Source organism: Nocardioides sp. J9 (assembly GCF_007829375.1).
Taxonomy (GTDB): domain Bacteria; phylum Actinomycetota; class Actinomycetes; order Propionibacteriales; family Nocardioidaceae; genus Nocardioides.
The window spans coordinates 1-16,627 of sequence record NZ_VLJQ01000097.1 but is presented as its reverse complement, the minus strand read 5'-3'; the positions used below and the strand labels follow the sequence as shown (position 1 = coordinate 16,627).

Below are 16,627 nucleotides of genomic sequence, written 5' to 3'. Positions count from 1 at the left end.
AGCCGGACCTGAGTGGTCCGTCGTGTGTCGGCTCCCCGACGAGGAGGACAGATGCGGCTGCGCGCTGTCGGCGCCGTGCTCTGCGGCGTCGCCCTGCTGGGAACGGTCACCGCCTGCGGTGACGACGAGAAGAGCGGGTCCGACGAGGTGGTGACGATCGACATCACCATCGAGGGCGGCAAGGTGGACCCGAGCGGCGAGCGCGTCGAGGTCGGTGCCGGCCAGCCGGTCGACCTGGTCGTGACCGCCGACGAGCCCGGCGAGCTGCACCTGCACTCCGACCCCGAGCAGCAGCTGGAGTACGACGCCGGCACGACCACGCTGGGCATCGCCATCGACCGGCCGGGCGTGGTCGCCGTCGAGTCGCACGAGCTGGGCCAGATCATCGTCCAGCTCGAGGTCCGTTGACCGGCGGCACCGGCGGCACCGGCGGCACCGTCCTGGCCCACGGGATCGGCGGGCAGGCCGACCTGCCGATCTCGCTGGAGCTGGCCGTCTCCGGTGCGGTCGCGGCGCTGGTGGTGTCGTTCACGGTGCTGGTCGTCGCCTGGCGCCAGCCGCGCTACGACGGCAAGCCGGTCACCGGCCGGGCGGTGTGGTCGTGGCTCGACCGCCTCGTGTCGTCGAGCGCCTTCCGGGTGGGTGCGCGCGTGCTCGGGCTGGTCCTGGCGGCGTACACCGTCGCGGTGGCCGTGGCCGGCCAGGACGCGCTGACCAACCCGTTCTTCGGGATCTTCTTCGTCTGGTGGTGGGTCGGCCTCGTCTTCGCCTCCGCGCTGCTCGGACCGGTGTGGAGGGCGATCAGCCCGGTCCGCACCCTCAACGCCGGGATCGCGCGGCTGGCCGGGAGCGACCCCGACGCCGGGCTGCTGCCCTGGCCCGAGCGGCTCGGCTACTGGCCGGCCGCGGTCGGGCTCTACGCGTTCGTGTGGTTCGAGCTCGCCTACGAGTACCCCACCGAGCTCGGGTCGGTGCGCTTCTGGTGCGCCGTCTACGTCGGGGCGATGCTCGTCGGCGGAGCGGTGTTCGGCAACCGCTTCTACGAGCACGGCGACCCGTTCGAGGTGTTCTCCTCGCTCATCGCGAAGCTCTCGCCGTGGGCGCGCGACGAGGAGGGCCGCCTGGTGCTGCGCAGCCCGCTGGCGAACCTGTCGACCACCGCGCCGCGGCCGGGCCTGGTCGCGGTCGTCGGCGTGCTCTTCGGCAGCACCGCCTTCGACTCCTTCCGCGAGTCGACGTTCTGGGTGCGCTTCTACCAGGACGCCAGCATCGGCAAGGTCTACCTCGACAACGTGGCGCTGCTCGTGTTCGTCGTCCTCGCGGGCGGCCTGTTCGCGCTCGGCAGCGCGCTCACGCCGTCGGCCGAGGGCCTCGCGCGCCGGGAGCTGCCACGGCTCTACGCCCACTCGATCATCCCGATCATCCTGGGCTACTTCGTGGCGCACTACCTGACGCTCTTCGTCGACGTCGGCACGCAGACCCTGGCCCGGGCCAGCGACCCCTTCGGCAAGGGGTGGGACATCCTCGGCACGGCGGCCGTCGAGCCGTCGTACTGGTTCTCCTACCACCCGCAGGTGCTGGCCACGATCAAGGTGCTCGCGGTCGTCGTCGGCCACGTCGTCGCGGCGGTCGCCGCCCACGACCGGGCCCTCACGCTGCTGCCGAAGCGCGACCAGGTGACCGGCCAGCTCTCGCTGCTGGTGGTCATGGTGGCGTTCACCGCCGGCGGGTTGATGTTGCTGTTCAGCGCCTGACGGCCATCGCGTCGAGGAGCGCGCCGACCGCCCTGGACAGCGACGAGTCACCCGACTCCACGAGCAGCCGGCCGGAGACGAGCGCCCGGTCGACGGCCGGCTGGTCGTCGGGCAGGAAGTGCACGCCGCTGCCGGCGCCGAAGCCGGCGAGCATGTCCACGACGTCGGACTCGCGCCAGCCCAGGGTCGGCCGCATCCGGTTGACCACGACCCGCGGCGCGACGCCGGGGAGCAGGTCGTCCAGGTCGGTGAGGGCGCGCGCCAGGCGGGCCAGGCCCACCGGGTCGGCCCCGCCGACGAGCACCACGTCGTCGGCCGCCTCGAGCGCCTCGCGGGTGAGGTCGTTGCGCGCGGGGCGGGCCGGGTCGGCCGCCGGGTCGACCTCGATGCTGAAGCCGGTGTCCACGACGACCTGGCCGTCGCGGCGGGCGTGCTCGAGCAGCGCGGCCAGCGTGCCCGGCCGCACCTCGGCCCAGCGATCCGGGCGCGGCAGGCCGGTGACGACCCGCAGCCGGTCCGACAGCCGGCGCTGCACGCCGGGGAACCGCTCCGCCACGGTGCCGGACGCGACGAGCCGGGCGGCGGCCAGCAGGCCGGAGACCTCGTCGAGGATGCCGAGCTGCTGCGCGACCGCGCCGCCGTAGGGGTCGGCGTCGACCAGCAGCGTGCCGAGGCCGCGCCGCGCCAGCTCGCCCGCGAGCGCGCTGGCGACCGTGGTCCGGCCCGGTGCGCCCGCCGGGCCCCAGACCGCGACCACCCGGCCGGGCACACCGTCGGCCGCGGCTCCCCCGTGCGGCGCCGGCAGCGTCGGGTCGGGCAGGGCTGGTGCGGCCGGTGGGGCCGTCGGGTCGGCGGGCAGCGAGGTCACCACGCCGGCCACGTCGGCTGCACGGCCTGCGTCGAGCAGGGTCACCAGCCCGACCCGGGCCGCGAGCGGGCGGGTCGCGGCCGGGTCCGTGGTCACCCCGACCACGCGGACGCCGGTGCGCCCGAGCTCGTCGACCACGCCGGCGTCGAGCCCGGCGAGGTCGGCCGGCAGCACCGCGACGTCGGCCTGGCCGGTGCTGGCGGTCGCGAGCAGGTCGGCGACGTCGACGCAGCGCTTGAGCACCACCGTCGCCGGGTGCTCCTGCAGCGCGGCGAGCGCACGCGGCTCCCACGCCGCGCCGGTCGAGACCAGCAGGACGACGGTGACGTCGGGGCTCACCACGGCGTCACGACCGCTGGTGGATGCGGATGACCGGGTCCTGCAGGCCGGCGAGCAGCCGCTCGAACGCCGCCGCCTGCCCGTCGTCGACCGCCACCACGACCTGCCGCGTGCCGGAGACGGCGAACGTGTCGTCGTACGCGGGCGCGGCGAGGACGGTCACCTCGCTGAGCGCCGGCTCGGTGCCCGGCGGCGCGTCGTCCGGCGCGGCCGCACCGTCACGCACCCACACGTCGACGACCGCGCCGGTGGCCACGTCGGGCGAGACCTGCTGCGGGTCGACCGCGAGCGGGACCTGGACGACCCGGACGCTGTCGGCCGCTCCGACCGAGGAGCGGGCGAGCAGCTCGCCGGCGCCGACCGGCCGGGTCAGCACCAGGGCGTCGGGGACGGGCTCGTCCGCCGGGAAGTAGCGCTCCAGCGTCGCGTCGTCGGCGAAGCGCACCCGGTGCACCTCGAGGTCGCCGGCGACGACCGGTGCACCGCTCCCCCGGTCGGCGGCCAGCCCCCAGACGGCGACGGTGTCGTCGGCGGCCGCGAGCAGCCGGGCACCGAGGACGACCGAGCCGGCGACGAGCAGGACGCCGACCCACAACCGCGGGTCACGCCACCCCGGCCTGGCCACGCGGGTGGCCGGCGGGACAGGCGTGCCCGGAGAGCTCCCGAGATCTCTGGACACCGGCTCATCATGCAACCCGCCGCCGTCGGCCGCCAGCCGCTCGTCCACAGGCCGCGCGTGCCGCGCTCGGCAACCGCCGGGCCGGGTGCGACGATGGCCCCATGGCCGACACCCCGAGGTTCCTCACCCTCGCCGACGTCGCCGAGGTGCTGAACACCTCCAGCGCGCAGGTCTACGCGCTGGTCCGCCGCGGCGAGCTGCCCGCGATCAAGCTGGGCGGCCGCGGCCAGTGGCGCGTCGAGGCGGCGAAGCTGGAGGAGTTCATCGCCACGCAGTACCGCCTCACCCAGGAGTACGTCGCCGAGCACCCGTTCGTGGACTCCGACGCCGACCGCTGAGGCTCGTGGTGAACGCGCTCAGCCGTCCTCGCCGTCGAGGGTGACCTCGACCTTCTGCTCGTCCTTGCCGCGCTCGACGGTGAACTCGATCGTCTGGCCGGGCTGGTAGGTCCGGATCGCGACGATCAGGCCGATGCCGTCGGTCACCCGCACGCCGTTGACGTGCGTGATGATGTCGCCCTTGCGCAGGCCCGCGGCCTCGGCGGGGCTCTTGGCGATGATCTCGTCGAGCTCGGCCCCCTCGCCGGTCGGGATGCCGCCGGTCTTCACCTTCGCGCCGATGACGGGGTACTGCGCCTTGCCGGACTTGAGGATCTGGTCGGCGGTGATCCGCACCTGCTCGACGGGGATGGCGAAGCCGACGCCGATGTTGCCGGCGTCGCGGTCGGTGGAGCCGCCGCCACCAGCGGTGGCGATGGCCGAGTTGACCCCGACGACCTCGCCCTTCTGGTTGACCAGCGGGCCGCCCGAGTTGCCCGGGTTGATGGCCGCGTCGGTCTGCACCGCGTCGATGTACGACGAGTCGTCGGCCGTGCGGCCGGTGGTGACCGGGCGGTGGAGGTAGCTCACGATGCCGGAGGTGACGGTGTCGTGCAGCCCGAGCGGGGAGCCGACCGCGACGACGGGCTCGCCGACCTGCAGCTTGGCGGAGTAGCCCATCGTGGCCGGCTTGAGGCCGTCGAAGTCCTGCACGAAGAGGATGGCCAGGTCGTAGACCGGGCTGCGGCCCACGACCTCGGCGTCGTAGCGGTTGCGCTGGTGGTCGACCACGACGATCGGGCCGCTGTTCTTCGCGGCGTCGGCGACGACGTGGTTGTTGGTCACGATGTGCCCGTTGGAGTCCATCACCCAGCCGGAGCCGGTGGCGCCGGCGTCCTGGCCGTCGTACTCGGCGAGGATCTGGACGGTGCTGGGGAGGATCACCTTCGCGACGTCGGCGACCGAGCCGGGTGCGTCCAGCGGCGCGACGTCCTCGAGGTCGACGTCGGAGAGCCCACCGGTGGCGTAGCCGGGACCCTGCACGCCGCCGTCGTCGGAGACCTGGTCGTAGGCGAGGGCGCCGAGGAAACCGCCGCCGAGGCCGACGAGCAGGGCGATGAGCGCGACGAGCGGCCAGCGCAGGCCGGCGGAGCTGCCGGGCTGCGGGCGACGGACCGACAGGTCAGCGGTCGTCGGCGGCGCGGGCGGGGCCGGCGGCAGCAGCGAGGGAGCCATCGGCGGGGCCTCCGGCGGCCCGGCCTGGGGCTCGGTGCGCAGCTCACCGAGGGAGTCGGACGCCAGGACGGCGGTCGGCTCGGGCCGGCTCGGCTCCTGCGGGAGCGGGGCGGTACCGGGGGCCGGGGGCGCCCAAGGGGACACCGGCGGCGGGGCCGGCTCCGCGCCACCCTCGGCCGCGATGGGCTGGGTGGGCTCCTGGTCGTCGTCGTGCTCGTCGTTCACCGGTCCATCATCGCCGATGGGTCCAACGGGGACCGGTTCAGGGCAGCATGCGGCGCACCGGGATCGGCTGGCCCGTCCCCCCGCCGTACAGCGTGCTGCCGGTGCCCGTGCTCGGCGCAGGGGTGGCCGGGGTGCTCGGCACGTTGGTGCCGATCTGGGTGACCGGCGGGCGCCGGTCGGCCGGCGGCGCGGAGGACGAGACGAAGCCGAGGGCGACGACGCCCAGGATCGCGGCGCCGACGGCGCTGCCGCCGATCACGACCGCGCCGGTACGCCGCGCGGACGTCTCGCGGCACGGCCCGGCCAGCAGCGCGTCACCCGGCGGCATGCTCATCAGCGAGCCCTTGAGGCCCGAGGGGGCGGCACCGGCGTCGCCGCACAGCCCGGCGAGCCGGGTCTTGACCCAGCCCTCCCGCTCGACGAGGTCGCGGCAGGCGTGGCACGAGTAGACGTGCTCCCAGGCCTCCTCGGTCTCCCGCGCGGAGAGCTGGCCGTCCAGCAGCGCGCTGACCCGGTTGCCGAGGTGGCCGATCACGACGTGGCCACCGGTGAGACGGGACCGGCGTGCTGGGTGCGGCCGGGGGCCGGGGCGCGGTGGGCGAGCGCCTTGCGCAGCAGGGACCGGCCGCGGTGGATGCGCGAGCGCACGGTGCCGAGCTTGGCGCCGAGGATCTCCGCGATCTCCTCGTAGCTGAGGCCCTCGATGTCGCAGAGCACGACCGCGGCGCGGAAGTCCGGCGGCAGCGCGGCGAGGGCGGCCTCGACGTCGTCGTCGAAGGTCTGGTCGGCGTAGGCGAGCTCGGGGGCCGGCGAGGCGCTCGCCAGCCGGGCGGCGCGCTCGTCGGACAGGGCGTCGAACCGGATCCGCTGCTTGCGGCGGGCCTGGTCGAGGAAGAGGTTCGTGGTGATCCGGTGCAGCCAGCCCTCGAAGGTGCCGGGGCGGTAGGTGTGCAGCGAGCGGAACACCCGGACGAAGACCTCCTGGGTGAGGTCCTCGGCGTCGTGGCGGTTGCCGGTCAGGCGCAGCGCGAGGCGGTAGACACGGTCGGAGTGCTCCTCGACGATGCGCTCCCAGGAGAGCTCCGGGTCCCCGGGCGCGGCCGGGGGCTGTCGATCGACGGGCTCCCTCATGGTGGCCTTCTTCCGCTGGATCAGCGCCAAGGTGTGCTGGCTCCTCTCACGCTAGGGGTCGGTCCTGAACGTTCCCTGTGAAAGAACCCAACGAACGGCGTGGACCCACTGTTCCCGCCTCCGACGCGACGGGCACCGCGGGGAATAGGGTTGGCCCCGTGGCTCCGACTCCCATGAACGCGACCAGCTGGACCTTCGCCGACACCTACGTCGACGAGGACGACGTCCTGGCGGCTGCCCGGGCGCGCGCCGAGGAGGTCGGCGTGACGCCGATCGGCGCCGGCACCGGCGCGACCCTGCGCCTGCTCGCCTCCGTCCTCGACGCCCGCGCGATCGTCGAGATCGGCACCGGCACCGGCGTCTCCGGGGTGTGGCTGCTGCGCGGCATGCGCCCCGACGGGGTGCTGACCACCGTCGACGTCGAGGCCGAGCACCAGCGCCTGGCGAAGGAGTCGTTCAAGGAGGCCGGCATCGCGCCGCAGCGGGTGCGCACCATCGCGGGCTCCGCGCTCGACGTGCTGCCTCGCCTCACCGACGGCCACTACGACATCGTCTTCGCCGACGGCGACAAGCGCGAGTACGGCGCCTACCTCTCCGAGGCGCTGCGCCTGCTCCGCCCCGGCGGCGTGGTGGCGTTCGACAACGCCCTGTGGCACGACCGGGTCGCCGACCCGGCCCAGCGCGACGACGAGACCGTCGCGATCCGCGAGCTGGTCCAGCAGGTCAAGGACACCGAGGGCCTCGTGCCGGCGCTGCTGCCGGTCGGCGACGGCCTGCTGGTCGCGAAGAAGGAGTGGGTCCCCGAGGCCGACTGACCCGGTCGGTCAGTCCCCGATGCCGGCGAGCGGCTCGGGGGTGCCCAGCCAGCTGAGCAGCGCGCGGGCGCCGAAGCCGGACGGCCCGACCGTCCACTCGTGCCACTCCTTCTCGACGTCGCCGACGGAGGCGATGTCGAGGTGCGCCCACGGGACGTCGCCGACGAAGTGCTGCAGGAACAGCGCAGCCGTGATGGCGCCCGCACCGCCCGGGTCGTTGGCGGCGTCGGCGACCTTCGAGGCGAGCTTGTCCTCGTAGCCGGCGTAGAGCGGCAACCGCCGGCCCGCTCCCCCGCCCCGGCGAGCGCCGCAGCCAGGGCGTCGTCGTTGGCGAACAGCCCGCCGACCTGCTGGCCGAGCGCGACCTTCACCGCGCCGGTCAGGGTGGCGACGTCGACCACGACGCTCGGGCGCAGCTCGTCGACGGCGTACGCGAGGGCGTCGGCGAGGACCAGCCGGCCCTCGGCGTCGGTGTTGCCGACCTCGGTGGTGCGACCGCCCCAGTGCGTGATGACGTCACCGGGACGCAGTGCCGTGCCGGAGATCGCGTTCTCCGCGGCGGCGACGAGGCCGACCACGCGGACCGGGCAGTCGACGTCGGCCAGCGCGGCCATCGTCGCCAGGACGACGGCACCGCCGGTCATGTCGCGCTTCATGGAGCCCATCGCGGCGCCCGGCTTGATCGAGAGGCCGCCGCTGTCGAAGGTGATGCCCTTGCCGACGAGGACGACCAGCGGCAGCTTCTTCGCCGCCCGGGCCGAGACGCCGGCAGGCGTGTAGTCGAGGCGGACCAGCCGCGGAGGCGTCGCCGACGCAGCACCGACGGCGAGGATGCCGCCGAAGCCGTCCTTCGCGAGCCGCTCCTCGTCCCAGACGTCGATGTCGAGCCCGGCGACCCCGGCGAGCCTGCCGGCCTGCTCCGCCAGCCAGGCGGGGTTCTTGAGGTTCGACGGGACGGTCGCCAGCAGGCGCGAGCGCCAGCCGGCACCACCGAGGGCGACGGCCCGCTCCAGGACCGACCGGTCGTCGCTGAGCGTGGGACCGGCGAGCACGACGCGGCGCACCGGCGTGTGCTCGGAGCCCTGCGAGCGCCAGTGGAAGACGAAGCCGCCGAGCATCGTGCCGACGACGAACGCCTCGAGCGCGGCGTCGGCGTCGTCGTGCACCGACGGGATCGAGGTCGCGACCGCTGCCCGGTCGCGGACGGCCCGCGCCAGCGCCGCGCCGGCGCGGCGCAGGTCGGTGGCACCGGCCTCACCGACGCCGACGAGGACGACCAGGCGCAGGTCCGGGTTGCTGGGGGTGCCCTCGGGCACGGGGACCAGGGCCACCTCGCCGGTGGCGCCGGTCAGCCCGTGGACCTCCGCCACCCCGACCAGGTCGGTGCCGAGCTCGTCGGTCAGCTCGGCCGACCCCGGCCCGAGCAGCACCGGGCCGTCGCCGTCCCCCGGCAGGACCGGGAGCGCGACGACGTCGACGCCGCGGATCGCGCCGGGGAGCGAGTCACTGAGCGCGAACTCGGGCGGGTTGACCTGTCCGGGGAGGACGGGTCGGGCGGCTGCTGCGGGTGAGGTCACCCGACGACGTTCTTGAGCGCTTCGCCGAGCGCGGAAGCCTCCTCGGCGTTCAGCTCGACCACGAGTCGGCCGCCGCCCTCGAGCGGGACGCGCATCACGATGCCGCGACCCTCCTTGGTCACCTCGAGCGGACCGTCGCCGGTCCGAGGCTTCATCGCCGCCATGCGGCACCCCTCTTCCACTACCTCAGCGTGCTGTCGGGCGCCCTGTGCACCCGAACTGTGCGCCGCACCATTATCGCCCATGCCACACAAACCTCGCAGCGACCCTCGCGCAGCAGGTGTGTCCTACGCCTCCGACGAGCGCGCGTCGGCGCGCTGCTCGGCCGCGAGCGCCGCCTCCAGCCAGGCGGCGATGCTGTCGCCCTCGTCGCCCTCGTAGCGCTCCATCGCCCTGCCGATCGGGTCCTCGAGGCGCCCGGACGGCAGCTCGACGACGGGCGTGGAGTCGAACCCGGGGTGGCGCACCCACACCGCGCCGGGGACGGCGCGCACGAGGATCTCGCCGACGTAGGCACCGGCCGCCCGGACGTCGTCGTTGTCGGCCGCGTCGCTGCGCCCGGGCTTGCGCGACCACTGGTCGAGGAAGGACTCGACGGTGTCCACGCTCTCGGTCGAGAAGTCGAGGATGTCGGTGCCCACCGGGTGGGCGGCCGCCCAGTCCTCGGCGGTCTTCCGCACCTCCGGCGACGGTACGACGTCCGGTGGGCGCGTCGACGCGGCCGGCTCCGGCCCGCGGGGCACGCGGCCCTCCATCTCGGAGGCGAGGCGCGCGAGCAGCGCGTCGACCTCGGCCATCCGGTAGCCGCGGAACGCCAGGGAGAAGCGCACCTTGCGCAGGTCGTCGGCCGCGATCGCCCGGCTCGCCGGCACCAGCGCGTCCGGCCGGTCGTCGTACGCGGGCGCCATCGGCTCGACACCGCCCATCGCGAGCACGATCAGGACGGCGAAGACCCACATCATCGGATCGGACACGGGCGGCCTCAGGCGTGCGCGTCCCGCGCGGCGACCATGAGGGCCACCGCCTCGTCGACGTCGTCGGTGAGGGTGAGCATGTCGATGTCGGACTGCTTGATCCGCGCGTCCTCGAGCATCGAGCCCTGCATCCACTCGATGAGGCCCTGCCAGTGCTCGACGCCCATCAGCACGATCGGGAACTGCGTGATCTTGAGGGTCTGCGCGAGCGTCATCGCCTCGAAGAGCTCGTCGAGCGTGCCCAGGCCGCCGGGGAGCACGACGTAGCCCTGGGAGTACTTCACGAACATCATCTTGCGGACGAAGAAGTAGCGGAAGTTGATGCCGAACCCGACGTAGTCGTTGAGCTTGGCCTCCCACGGCAGCTCGATGCCCAGGCCGATGCTCTGGCCACCCGCGTCGAGGGCGCCCCGGTTGGCGGCCTCCATCGCGCCGGGGCCGCCGCCGGTGATGACGGCGAACCCGGCCTCGGCGAGCCCGCGCCCCACGCGCCGGCCGATGTCGTAGGCCGGGTGGTCCTCGCCGATGCGGGCAGAGCCGAACACGGAGATGGCGGGTCCGACCTCGGCGAGGTCGTTGAAGCCCTCGACGAACTCGGCCTGGATCTTGAGCACGCGCCACGGGTCGGTGTGCACCCAGTCGCCGTCGCCGCGGGTGTCGAGGAGCCGCTGGTCGGTGGTCGAGCCCTCCAGGCCCGCCTTGCTGGGCCGCGGGCCGGTGCGCCTGGTCATGCCTGCTCCTCCTGGGTGGTCCGGGTCAGCCACTGCCGCAGCTGCTCCTCGCATCGCCGTACCTGGGCGATCTCGACGTGCTCGTCCTGCTTGTGCGCCAGCATCGGGTCACCGGGGCCGTAGTTGACCGCCGGCACGCCGAGCACGGTGAACCGGGCGACGTCGGTCCAGCCGAACTTCGGGTTGACCTCTCCCCCGACGGCGTCGATGAACGCCCGCGCCGCCGGTCGGTCGAGGCCGGGCAGGGCGCCGGGGGCGCTGTCGGTGAGGGTGATGTCGTAGCCCTCGAAGACCTCGTGGACGAAGGCCAGCGCCTCCGCCTCCGAGCGGTCGGGGGCGAAGCGGTAGTTGACGGTGACGACGCACTCGTCGGGGATGACGTTGCCGGCGACGCCGCCGCTGATGCCGACCGCGTTGAGGCCCTCGTGGTACTCGAGGCCGTCGATGACCGGCGTGCGCGGCTCGTAGGCGTTCAGCCGCGCCAGCACGTCCCCGGCCGCGTGGATCGCATTGACCCCGCGCCAGCTGCGCGCGGAGTGCGCGCGCTCGCCACGGGTGCGGACCTCGACGCGCAGGGTGCCCTGGCAGCCGGCCTCGACCACCGCGTTCGACGGCTCCATCAGGATCGCGAAGTCGGCGGCGAGCAGGTCGGGGTCGGACTCGCCCAGCAGCCGCAGGCCGTTGAACTCCGAGGCGATCTCCTCGGCCTCGTAGAGGACGTAGGTGACGTCGTGGACCGGCTCGGTGAGGGTCGCGGCGAGGCGCAGGATGACCGCGTCGCCACCCTTCATGTCGCAGGTGCCGAGCCCGTGCAGGATCCCGGCCTCCTCGTCGAGCCGGCTCGGCATGTTGTCGTTCACCGGCACGGTGTCGAGGTGGCCGGCGATGACGACCCGGCTGGGCCGGCCCAGGTCGGTGCGCGCGACGACGGTGTGCCCGCGTCGTACGACGCTCAGGTGGGGCAGCGCGCGCAGCGCCGTCTCGACGGCGTCGGCGATCTCCTGCTCGTCGCGGCTGACGGACTCGATGTCGACCAGCTGGCGGGTCAGGGTGACGACGTCGGCGGTGAGGTCGAGGGAAGGCACGGTCACAGTCAACCAGCCCCTCCCCGACCTCACCGTCGACGGGCTCAGGCCCGGCGCAGGCTGAGCGCGCCCTTCTCGCCGTCACCCACCACGACGTCGGTGCCGCCGGCGGGCGCCTCCTCGGCCACGGTGTACGACGTCGCGAGGGTCTCGCCGGCGATGAGCGCCTCGTGGGCGCGGGCCGCGGCGAGCACCGCGGGCGTGCCGCTGATGACCAGCTCGATCCGGTCGGTCACCTGCAGGTCGGCGTCGCGGCGGGCCTGCTGGACCGCGCGCACCAGGTCGCGGGCGACGCCCTCCTCGGCGAGCTCGGGCGTGACCACGGTGTCGAGGACGACGAAACCGCCGGCCGGCAGCATGCCGGTCGCGACGCCCTCGGACGCGGCGCCGACGACGGTCTCGAGCGTGTACTCGCCCTCCTGCAGCGCGAGGCCGCCAGCGGTGACGGTGCCGTCCGCGGCCACCGACCAGTCGCCCGACTTCGACGCCTTGATCGCGACCTGGACGTCCTTGCCCAGGCGCGGGCCGGCAGCGCGGGCGTTGACGGTGAGCTTCTGCTCGACGCCGTACCCGGCTGCCTCGTCGGAGTCCGCGGCCACCAGGCGCACGGCCTTGACGTTGAGCTCGTCGGCGATGATCGCCGCGAACGGCTCCAGCGCGGCCGGGTCGGACACGACCACGGTGAGGCCGGCCAGCGGGAGGCGGTTGCGCAGCTTGTTGGCCTTGCGCAGCGCCGAGGTCGCCGAGCAGACGTCGCGGACCTCGTCCATGGCGGCGACGAGGGCGTCGTCGGCGGGCAGGGCGGAAGCGTCGGGCCAGTCGGCCAGGTGCACCGACCGGCCACCGGTCAGGCCGCGCCAGATCTCCTCGGTGGTCAGCGGCAGCAGCGGCGCGACGGTGCGGCACACCACGTCGAGCACGGCGGCCAGGGTGTCGAACGCGTCCCGCTTGCCCTCCCAGAAGCGCTCGCGCGAGCGGCGGACGTACCAGTTGGTGAGCACGTCGATGAACCCGCGCGTCGTCTCGCAGGCGTCGGCGATCGCGTAGTCGTCGAGCTCGGCGGTCATCTTCTCGACGTACTGCCGCGTCTTGGCGAGCAGGTAGCGGTCCAGCGGGTCGGTGCTGGCCAGCGCGCCGGGCGTCCCGACCTGCGCCTCGTAGTTCTCGGCGTTGGCGTAGAGCGCGAAGAAGTACCAGGTGTTCCAGAGCGGGATCATCACCTGGCGCACGGCGTCGCGGATGCCCTGCTCGGTGACGACCAGGTTGCCGCCGCGCAGGATCGGGCTGGCCATGAGGAACCAGCGCATCGCGTCGGCGCCGTCGCGGTCGAAGACCTCGGAGACGTCGGGGTAGTTGCGCAGCGACTTCGACATCTTGTTGCCGTCGGAGCCGAGGACGATGCCGTGGCTGATGCACGACGAGAACGCCGGCTTGTCGAAGAGCGCGGTCGCCAGGATGTGCAGCGTGTAGAACCAGCCGCGGGTCTGGCCGATGTACTCGACGATGAAGTCGGCCGGGAAGTGGTTCTCGAACCACTCCTTGTTCTCGAACGGGTAGTGCACCTGGCCGAAGCTCATCGAGCCGGAGTCGAACCACACGTCGAGGACGTCGGTGACGCGGCGCATCGTCGACTGCCCGGTCGGGTCGTCGGGGTTGGGCCGGGTCAGGTCGTCGACCCACGGCCGGTGCAGGTCGGGCTCGCCCTGGGCGTTGCGCGGCAGACGTCCGAAGTCCCGCTCGATCTCCTCGAAGGAGCCGTAGACATCGATGCGCGGGTACTCCGGGTTGTCGGACTTCCACACCGGCACCGGGCTGCCCCAGAACCGGTTGCGGGTGATCGACCAGTCGCGGGCGTTGTCGACCCACTTGCCGAACTGGCCGTCGCGGATGTGGTCGGGGACCCAGCGGATCTCCTGGTTGAGCTCGGCCATCCGCTTCTTGAACGCGGTGACCTCGACGAACCAGCTGCTCACGCCCTTGTAGATCAGGGGCTCGCGGCAGCGCCAGCAGTGCGGGTAGGAGTGGTCGTAGGTCTCGCGGCGCAGCAGCACCGTGCCCGGGGTGACCGAGCCGGCCTCGTCGCCCGCGGTGACGGCCTTGAGGTGGTCGATGATGTGCAGGTTGGCGTCGAAGACCAGCATCCCGGCGTACTCCGCGACGGGGTGGGTGAACCGGCCGTCCTTGCCGACCGGCATGACCGGCTCGATGCCCTCGCGGTCGGTGACCTCCTTGTCGACCTCACCGAACGCGCCGGCGCTGTGCACCAGGCCGGTGCCGTCCGTCGTCGTGACGGCCTCGTCGGCGGCCACGACGCGGAAGGCGTTCTCGTGGCCGGCGAAGTAGGAGAACGGCGGGGCGTAGGTCAGCCCGAGCAGGTCGGTGCCCTTGCCGCGCCAGGCCACGACCGGCTCGTCGCCGAGCTCGCGGGCGTACGCCGCCAGGCGGGCCTCGGCCAGCACGAACCGCTGGCCCTCATGCTCGACGGCGACGTAGTCGATGTCGGAGCCGACCATCACCGCGAGGTTGCTCGGCAGGGTCCACGGCGTGGTGGTCCAGATCAGCAGCTTCGCGCCCTCGAGCTCGCCGGGGGTGGTGACGGAGAAGCCGACGGTGACCGCCGGGTCCTGGCGCATCTGGTAGACGTCGTCGTCCATGCGCAGCTCGTGGTTCGACAGCGGCGTCTCGTCGTTCCAGCAGTAGGGCAGGACGCGGAAGCCCTCGTAGACCAGGCCCTTGTCGTACAGGCTCTTGAAGGCCCACAGCACCGACTCCATGAACTCGGGGTTCATGGTCTTGTAGTCGTTGTCGAAGTCGACCCAGCGCGCCTGGCGGGTGACGTAGTCGCGCCACTCGCCGGTGTACTTGAGCACCGACGCGCGGCAGGCGTCGTTGAACTTGTCGATGCCCATCTCGACGATCTCGTCGGTGGTCTTGATGCCGTTGAGGCGCATCGCCTCGAGCTCGGCGGGCAGGCCGTGGGTGTCCCAGCCGAAGCGGCGCTCCACGCGCTTGCCGCGCATGGTCTGATAGCGCGGGACGATGTCCTTGACGTAGCCGGTGAGCAGGTGGCCGTAGTGCGGCAGGCCGTTGGCGAACGGCGGGCCGTCGTAGAAGACGAACTCGTTCTCGCCGTTCGCGCCGGGGTCGCGCTGCTCGACCGACGCGCGGAAGGTGTCGTCCTCGGCCCAGTAGGCGAGGACGCGCTTCTCGATCTCGGGGAACCTCGGGGAGCCGGGCACGCTGCCCTGGTCGCTGGCGGGGTCGGTGCTGACCTTCGGATAGGTCATCGGGCTTCGGTCTCCTGGGTTCGTCTGCTGCGGCATCTGCACCGCAGGGACGATCCGTCAGGACCGCGGTACCACCCTGCTTGCCCTGCCGGACGTGCCGGCCGGGCCCCTCGTTGTCGGCTGTGACGGGCCTACCCGCCGGGTTCTACTGACCTCCGCCGAAGCTCGGGCGTTCTTCCCGGGGCTCGCCGCTGATGACGGCTCGAGCGCCTGTGGGACAAGGGTACGGCGCCCGGGCGCTCCAGCGGAAACCGGATTGCGCCCGGGCCTACCGTGGAGCCCATGACCGGCGAGCTGGCGAACTACCGCGAGTACCTCACCCAGTACCGCGAGACGCTGGAGCGCAAGTGCGCCGGCCTCTCCCCCGCGCAGCTCGCGACCCGCTCGGTCCCACCCAGTGCGCTCAGCCTGCTCGGCATGGTCCGCCACATGGCCCGGGTCGAGCACTTCTGGTTCGAGCGCGCGCTGGTGGAGGTCGACGGTGAGCGGATCCACGACGACGGTGACGCCGGCTTCGCCGATGTCGAGCCGACCGAGGAGGCCGTCGCCGCGGCCTGGGCGTCGTGGCGCGAGCAGGTCGCCGTCGCCGACGCGTGGCTGGACCAGCAGACCGACGCGGACATGGGGCGGGTCGTCACCTACCGCAACGGCACGGAGAGCGGCCCGGTGCGCGACATCCTCGTGCACATGGTCGAGGAGTACGCCCGCCACTGCGGCCACGCGGACCTGCTGCGCGAGTGCATCGACGGCACCACCGGGGAGTGACCACGGCCACGTCCGGGTGAGCGGGCCGGTGTCCGTTCATTCCGGCACCATGTCCGGGTGAGCTTTCTCCTCGACGAAGCGGTCGCCACCGAGCCGCTGGGCGACGGTCGGCACCGGGTGCAGGTCACGGCCGACTGGAACACGGCGAACCAGACCCCCAACGGCGGCTACGTCCTCGCCCTCCTGCAGCACGCCGTGCTGCTCGAGTCGGCGCACCCCGACGCGCTGAGCATCTCGGTCACCTTCTTCCGTCCCGGCCTCCCGGGCCCCGCCGAGATCCACGTCCGCGAGGTCCGCAAGGGGCGCCGCGTGTCGACGTACGACGCCGTCCTGGTCCAGGGCGACAAGGAGGTCGCCCACGCCGTCGTCAGCACCCACGACTGGGACGCCGCCGGCGCCGTCGAGCACATCCCGCACACCGCGCCCGACGTCCCGCGCCCCGAGGACTGCCACGACTCGAGCAACCTGATCCCGGGCGGGATGTTCCCCATCCTCGAGCGCTACTCCTACCGCGCCCCCGAGGTATTCGGCTGGCTGCAGGGCAAGCCCTCCGGCGTCACCGAGGCGATCTGCTGGATCCGCGCCGAGGACGGCCGCCCCGTCGACGCCCTCCTGGCCGGCGCCATGGTCGACGCCTTCCCGCCCGTCACCGCCGAGATCGGCCACCTCGCCTCGGCCACCATCCAGCTCACCGTCCACTACCGCCGCCGCCCCGCCACCACCTGGGCCCTCGGCCACATCACCACCCGCCACGTCATCGCCGGCTACCACGACGAGGACGTCGAGCTGTGGGACGAGGACGGGAACCTGATCGCGCAGAGCCGGCAGCTGGCGATCCTCGCGG

Annotated in this window: 16 protein-coding genes and 1 pseudogene; 6 read left to right on the top strand and 11 right to left on the bottom strand. The window is 73.2% G+C overall.

Features of this window, described 5'->3' with window-relative positions; translation table 11 throughout:
• The first annotated feature begins 51 nt into the window (after positions 1-51).
• Both L615_RS16655 and L615_RS16650 read left to right on the top strand, forming a co-directional pair.
• Positions 52-408: a hypothetical protein gene (locus L615_RS16655; protein WP_028656924.1), complete on the top strand. Its 357-nt coding sequence runs from the start codon at positions 52-54 to the stop codon at positions 406-408.
• Positions 405-1,754: a hypothetical protein gene (locus L615_RS16650; RefSeq protein WP_145725794.1), complete on the top strand. Its 1,350-nt coding sequence runs from the start codon at positions 405-407 to the stop codon at positions 1,752-1,754. The genes L615_RS16655 and L615_RS16650 overlap by 4 nt, the downstream gene beginning before the upstream one ends.
• Here the strand turns inward: L615_RS16650 and L615_RS16645 are convergent.
• Both L615_RS16645 and L615_RS16640 read right to left on the bottom strand, forming a co-directional pair.
• Positions 1,744-2,964 (bottom strand): hypothetical protein, encoded by a 1,221-nt coding sequence (locus L615_RS16645; RefSeq protein ID WP_051486187.1) that lies wholly within the window; start codon positions 2,962-2,964, stop codon positions 1,744-1,746. The two genes, L615_RS16650 and L615_RS16645, sit on opposite strands and share 11 nt — an antisense overlap.
• Before the next feature lie 4 nt (positions 2,965-2,968).
• On the bottom strand, positions 2,969-3,640 hold the full coding sequence (locus L615_RS16640) for a hypothetical protein (protein WP_145725792.1): 672 nt from the start codon (positions 3,638-3,640) through the stop codon (positions 2,969-2,971).
• Between the two features lie 101 nt (positions 3,641-3,741).
• Here L615_RS16640 and L615_RS16635 point away from each other — a divergent pair, with 101 nt between their 5' ends.
• Positions 3,742-3,978 carry a helix-turn-helix domain-containing protein gene (locus L615_RS16635; RefSeq protein WP_028656927.1) on the top strand — a complete coding sequence of 79 codons (237 nt, stop codon included), beginning with the start codon at positions 3,742-3,744 and terminating at the stop codon, positions 3,976-3,978.
• 18 nt (positions 3,979-3,996) lie between these two features.
• On the opposite strand, the gene L615_RS16630 is transcribed toward L615_RS16635, so the two are convergent.
• The 3 genes from L615_RS16630 to sigE are packed head-to-tail and all read right to left on the bottom strand — an operon-like array spanning position 3,997 to position 6,549.
• Positions 3,997-5,418 carry a S1C family serine protease gene (locus tag L615_RS16630; RefSeq protein ID WP_051486191.1) on the bottom strand — a complete coding sequence of 474 codons (1,422 nt, stop codon included), beginning with the start codon at positions 5,416-5,418 and terminating at the stop codon, positions 3,997-3,999.
• A 37-nt stretch (positions 5,419-5,455) separates the two neighbouring features.
• The gene (locus L615_RS16625; protein WP_051486193.1) at positions 5,456-5,953 is read right to left on the bottom strand and encodes an anti-sigma factor; all 498 of its coding nucleotides are present in this window, start codon (positions 5,951-5,953) and stop codon (positions 5,456-5,458) included.
• Complete coding sequence (sigE, locus tag L615_RS16620) at positions 5,950-6,549, bottom strand: RNA polymerase sigma factor SigE (RefSeq protein WP_036518995.1); 600 nt, start codon at positions 6,547-6,549, stop codon at positions 5,950-5,952. Before sigE ends, L615_RS16625 begins: the two co-directional genes overlap by 4 nt.
• Positions 6,550-6,722: 173 nt before the next feature.
• Here sigE and L615_RS16615 point away from each other — a divergent pair, with 173 nt between their 5' ends.
• Positions 6,723-7,364 carry an O-methyltransferase gene (locus tag L615_RS16615; RefSeq protein WP_036518968.1) on the top strand — a complete coding sequence of 214 codons (642 nt, stop codon included), beginning with the start codon at positions 6,723-6,725 and terminating at the stop codon, positions 7,362-7,364.
• Between the two features lie 9 nt (positions 7,365-7,373).
• Here L615_RS16615 and L615_RS16610 read toward each other — a convergent pair.
• The 6 genes and pseudogenes from L615_RS16610 to ileS all read right to left on the bottom strand — a co-directional run bounded on the left by L615_RS16610 (position 7,374) and on the right by ileS (position 15,018).
• Positions 7,374-8,734 (bottom strand): annotated as a pseudogene (locus L615_RS16610) (leucyl aminopeptidase family protein).
• Positions 8,735-8,937: 203 nt separating this feature from the next.
• Positions 8,938-9,105: a DUF3117 domain-containing protein gene (locus tag L615_RS16605; RefSeq protein WP_082612288.1), complete on the bottom strand. Its 168-nt coding sequence runs from the start codon at positions 9,103-9,105 to the stop codon at positions 8,938-8,940.
• 123 nt (positions 9,106-9,228) lie between these two features.
• Positions 9,229-9,915: a DUF6278 family protein gene (locus L615_RS23845; protein ID WP_222430589.1), complete on the bottom strand. Its 687-nt coding sequence runs from the start codon at positions 9,913-9,915 to the stop codon at positions 9,229-9,231.
• 8 nt (positions 9,916-9,923) lie between these two features.
• The gene (locus L615_RS16595) at positions 9,924-10,646 is read right to left on the bottom strand and encodes a TIGR00730 family Rossman fold protein (protein ID WP_145725791.1); all 723 of its coding nucleotides are present in this window, start codon (positions 10,644-10,646) and stop codon (positions 9,924-9,926) included.
• Positions 10,643-11,731: a succinyl-diaminopimelate desuccinylase gene (gene dapE / locus L615_RS16590; RefSeq protein ID WP_028656929.1), complete on the bottom strand. Its 1,089-nt coding sequence runs from the start codon at positions 11,729-11,731 to the stop codon at positions 10,643-10,645. The genes L615_RS16595 and dapE overlap by 4 nt, the downstream gene beginning before the upstream one ends.
• 44 nt (positions 11,732-11,775) lie before the next feature.
• The gene (gene ileS, locus L615_RS16585; RefSeq protein ID WP_028656930.1) at positions 11,776-15,018 is read right to left on the bottom strand and encodes an isoleucine--tRNA ligase; all 3,243 of its coding nucleotides are present in this window, start codon (positions 15,016-15,018) and stop codon (positions 11,776-11,778) included.
• Positions 15,019-15,300: 282 nt separating this feature from the next.
• On the opposite strand from ileS, the gene L615_RS16580 reads away from it, so the two are divergent.
• Positions 15,301-15,783, top strand: a complete 483-nt coding sequence (locus L615_RS16580) for a DinB family protein (protein WP_145725790.1) — start codon at positions 15,301-15,303, stop codon at positions 15,781-15,783.
• 57 nt (positions 15,784-15,840) lie between these two features.
• Positions 15,841-16,627, top strand: a 787-nt coding sequence (locus L615_RS16575; protein ID WP_145725789.1) for an acyl-CoA thioesterase II, incomplete at its 3' end; no start/stop codon positions are given.

What these genes read in the sequence shown, in the direction of transcription:
- L615_RS16635 (WP_028656927.1), top strand. Translation starts at nt 3,742, where the DNA reads ATGGCCGACACCCCGAGGTTCCTCACCCTCGCCGACGTCGCCGAGGTG.
- L615_RS16595 (WP_145725791.1), bottom strand. Translation starts at nt 10,646, where the DNA reads ATGACCAGGCGCACCGGCCCGCGGCCCAGCAAGGCGGGCCTGGAGGGC.
- L615_RS16655 (WP_028656924.1), top strand. Translation starts at nt 52, where the DNA reads ATGCGGCTGCGCGCTGTCGGCGCCGTGCTCTGCGGCGTCGCCCTGCTG.
- L615_RS16580 (WP_145725790.1), top strand. Translation starts at nt 15,301, where the DNA reads ATGACCGGCGAGCTGGCGAACTACCGCGAGTACCTCACCCAGTACCGC.
- ileS (WP_028656930.1), bottom strand. Translation starts at nt 15,018, where the DNA reads ATGACCTATCCGAAGGTCAGCACCGACCCCGCCAGCGACCAGGGCAGC.
- L615_RS16605 (WP_082612288.1), bottom strand. Translation starts at nt 9,105, where the DNA reads ATGGCGGCGATGAAGCCTCGGACCGGCGACGGTCCGCTCGAGGTGACC.
- L615_RS16615 (WP_036518968.1), top strand. Translation starts at nt 6,723, where the DNA reads ATGAACGCGACCAGCTGGACCTTCGCCGACACCTACGTCGACGAGGAC.
- sigE (WP_036518995.1), bottom strand. Translation starts at nt 6,549, where the DNA reads ATGAGGGAGCCCGTCGATCGACAGCCCCCGGCCGCGCCCGGGGACCCG.